Origin of the sequence: Chitinophaga sp., from assembly GCF_036569125.1 — a bacterium.
Lineage (GTDB): Bacteria > Bacteroidota > Bacteroidia > Chitinophagales > Chitinophagaceae > Chitinophaga.
On the sequence record NZ_DATCRF010000345.1, the window covers coordinates 1 to 3,776 of the forward strand.

General features: G+C 51.4%; 3 protein-coding genes. All 3 read left to right on the forward strand.

What is annotated here, in order from left to right; translation table 11 throughout:
• A partial coding sequence (locus VIM87_RS12790) for an SDR family NAD(P)-dependent oxidoreductase (protein ID WP_331997370.1) occupies positions 1-924 on the forward strand: 924 nt, incomplete at its 5' end.
• A gap of 124 nt (positions 925-1,048) precedes the next feature.
• A complete protein-coding gene (locus VIM87_RS12795; RefSeq protein ID WP_331997371.1) occupies positions 1,049-2,323 on the forward strand; it encodes a TIM barrel protein in 1,275 nt (424 codons plus the stop codon).
• A gap of 179 nt (positions 2,324-2,502) precedes the next feature.
• Positions 2,503-3,776 (forward strand): FGGY-family carbohydrate kinase (locus VIM87_RS12800; protein WP_331997372.1); only part of this gene is annotated, 1,274 nt, incomplete at its 3' end.

The window sequence follows — 3,776 nt, forward strand, 5'->3', positions numbered from 1 at the left end:
ATTAATGTAATGAAAGGCGCAGAAGCGGTATCGGAATACACATCCCTGCCCCGTCAGGAGGCATTTAATATTGAATACTGGTTGCTGGAAGAAGCTAAGCTGCAGCGTATGCCCAAGCCCAAACCATTATCCGGCCGTATAGCGCTGATCACCGGTAGCGCCGGTGGCATAGGTAAAGCTATCGCTAAAAAGTTTGCAGATGAAGGCGCCTGTGTAGTGATCAACGATAATGATGCCGGCCGCCTGGAAGCTGCAAAAGCAGATTTTGGCAAAGGCTACAGCAGCGATGTATTTGCCACCGCGGTACTGGATGTAACCAGCAGCGCAGATATCCGCAATGCCTTTAAAACCGCTGCCCTGGCCTTTGGTGGGGTAGACCTGGTAGTGAATTGCGCCGGCCTTTCTATATCCAAACCCATTGAAGAGCATACAGAAAAAGACTGGGACCTGTTATATGATGTGCTGGTAAAAGGCCAGTTCCTGGTAACACAGGCAGGCGTTGAGATCATGCGTAAGCAGGATATTGGCGGCGATGTGCTGAACATTGTAAGTAAGAACGCATTAATGTCGGGCCCCAACAATGCCGGTTATGGTTCTGCCAAAGCAGCGCAGCTGCACCTGAGCCGTTTGAATGCAGCCGAGCTGGGCAAAGATCGTATACGCGTAAACGTAGTGAACCCGGATGCCGTTATTGCCGACAGTAAAATATGGGAAGGCGCCTGGGCCGAAGGCCGCGCCAAAGCCTATGGCATTAAGGTAGAGGAGCTGCCTGGTTTCTATGCCAAACGTACCCTGCTCAATGAAGTGATCCTTCCGGAAGATATTGCCAGCGCCTGTTTTGCCTTTGTAGGCGGCCTGCTGAATAAATCCACCGGCAACGTGCTCAATGTGGATGGTGGCGTAGCTACCGCCTTTGTTCGCTAGGCTTTAATTAATGATTAATAATGAAGAATTAATAATCACGCGAACAAGTACATCCAGCATTATTAATTCTTCATTATTAATTATTAATTATTTTAAATGGTTAACTTAATAAAAATGCTTCGTTATGAAACTCTCTCAGAACCAGATATCCTCCTTTAACGATGATCTTCTGAAAGATCACGCCAAAGCTTTTACTTATACTGCCGAAAAAGTTTCCGATATACAATATGTGCTGCAACGTTTGCAGGAGTTCCAGGTAGCCATTCCCAGCTGGGCGCTGGGCACCGGCGGCACCCGCTTTGGCCGTTTTTCCGGCGGCGGCGAGCCGCGTAACCTGGAAGAAAAGATAGAAGATGTAGGCCTGCTGCACGCGCTGAACCGCGCCAGCGGCTCCATTTCCCTGCATATTCCATGGGATATTCCGGAGAACGCCCCTGCCATAAAAGCGCTGGCAGCCCAGCACGGACTGCGTTTCGATGCGGTCAACTCCAACACCTTCCAGGATCAGCCGGGGCAAAAGCACAGCTACAAATACGGCTCCCTGCACCATACGGATAAAGCCGTACGTAAACAAGCCATTGAGCATAATATTGAGGTGATAAAATACGGTATTGAGCTGGGCTCCGATGCGCTGAGCCTCTGGCTGTCAGACGGTTCCAATTTCCCGGGACAGCTCAATTTCCGCCACGCCTTTCAGCGTACCCTGGAAAGCCTGCAGGAAATTTATGCTGCGCTGCCCGATCAATGGAAGCTGTACATAGAGTACAAATGTTCCGAACCCAATTTTTACTCCACCACCATTGCCGACTGGGGCCAATCCCTGATGCTGGCCAATAAGCTGGGCAGCAAAGCGCTTACCCTGGTAGATCTGGGCCACCATCTGCCCAATGCCAATATTGAGCAGATAGTAGCGCTGTTACTGATGGAAGGTAAGCTGGCCGGTTTCCACTTTAATGATTCCAAATACGGGGATGATGACCTCACCGTAGGCAGCATTAACCCTTACCAGTTGTTCCTTATTTTCAATGAGCTGGTAGAAGGGATGGATGCCCGCAGCATGAACCACGCTTCAGACCTGGGCTGGATGATAGATGCCTCCCACAACGTAAAAGACCCGCTGGAAGACCTGCTGCAATCGGTAGAAGCCATTATGATCGCTTACGCACAGGCACTGCTGGTAGATACCAAAGCCCTGGAAGCTGCCCGCCAGTCAAACGATGTGGTAACAGCCCAGGACATTCTGCAGGAAGCCTATCGTACCGATGTTCGCCCGCTGATAGCGCAGGCCCGCCTGCTGAATGGTGGCGCCTTACAGCCGGTACAGCTTTACCGCAGCTTAAAAGTGCGGGAGCAGCTGGTGAAGGAAAGAGGAGCTAAGACGGTAGCCACAGGGCTCTGATTCGGGGGTAATTCGGGTGATACTCGGCTGCAACTCGGGCGACATTCGGGTGCAACTCGGGTGCGACCTGGGAGACACCCGGGTAAAACCCGGGGTAAAAGCGTACTTAAAGCGTAGGTAAAAGCGTTCTCCATTCGGGTAACAAGCGTATCAACTTACGGTAATTCAAAGTAATTGGCATGGTAAACGGACCAGACAGGGTACCTGTAATAGCGATATTAGACATTGGCAAGACCAATAAAAAGCTGTTCCTTATAGACGAGCATTACCGCATTATATGGGAAAATAACTGCCGGTTCCCGGAAATAACTGATGAAGATGGGGATGCCTGTGAAGATGTGCAGGCCCTCAGCCAATGGGTGCACAATAGCTTGCAGGAAATGCTGGCCATGCCGCAATACCGGGTAAAGGCCATCAATTTCTCTACCTACGGCGCCAGCTTTGTGCTGATCAATGAACAGGGCAAAGTAATAGCGCCTTTATACAACTATCTCAAACCTTTCCCGGACGATCTGCAAAGTAAGTTTTTTGCACAATATAACCAGCAGCAGGAGCTGCCCGGTATAACGGCATCGCCTGTACTGGGCAGCCTGAATTCGGGCCTGCAGCTGTACCGGCTAAAGTATAAACAGCCGGAGCTGTTTAAGAACATCCGGTATGCGCTGCATTTGCCGCAGTATGTGAGCTTCCTGGTAACCGGCCATGCGTGTACGGATATTACCAGCATCGGCTGCCATACTATGTTATGGAACTTCCGGGAGCAGCAGTACCATCAATGGGTGCAGCAGGAAGGCATTGCGGAGAAGCTGCCGCCACTGTGCCCTTCAGACGAAGTGATGGAGGTAAAGCTGCATGGCGGCGCTTACCAGGTGGGAGCGGGCCTGCACGACAGTTCCGCCGCGCTTATTCCATACCTGGCCAGTTTTACGGAGCCCTTTGCATTAATATCCACGGGCACCTGGTGTATTACCCTGAACCCGTTCAATGATAGCCCGCTTACGGCTGAAGAGCTGCAGCAGGACTGCCTTTGTTACCTGGCTTACCAGGGCGCACCGGTAAAGGCCTCGCGCCTGTTTGCCGGTAATGAGCATGAAGTGCAAACCCAACGGCTGGCTGCCCATTTCCAGGTAGCGCCGGATTATTACCGGCAGGTGGAATTTGATCCGCTGCTTATACGCCGCCTGCAAATACCTGCAGCACCGGTGCTGACTACTTTTGCCGGCCGTTCACTGGCCGCTTTTCCTGATTATGAAACAGCGTATCACCAGTTGATGCTTGATCTGGTGGCTGCTCAGCAGCAATCCACACAACTGGTTATTGACAATACGGCTGTGAAGCGTATTTTTGTAGACGGTGGTTTCAGCAAAAACCCATTGTACATGCATCTGCTGGCCGCAGCATTTCCGGATCTGGAAGTGTATGCAGCATCCGTAGCACAGGCTACGGCCGTAGG

What these genes read in the sequence shown, in the direction of transcription:
- VIM87_RS12795 (WP_331997371.1), top strand. Translation starts at nt 1,049, where the DNA reads ATGAAACTCTCTCAGAACCAGATATCCTCCTTTAACGATGATCTTCTG.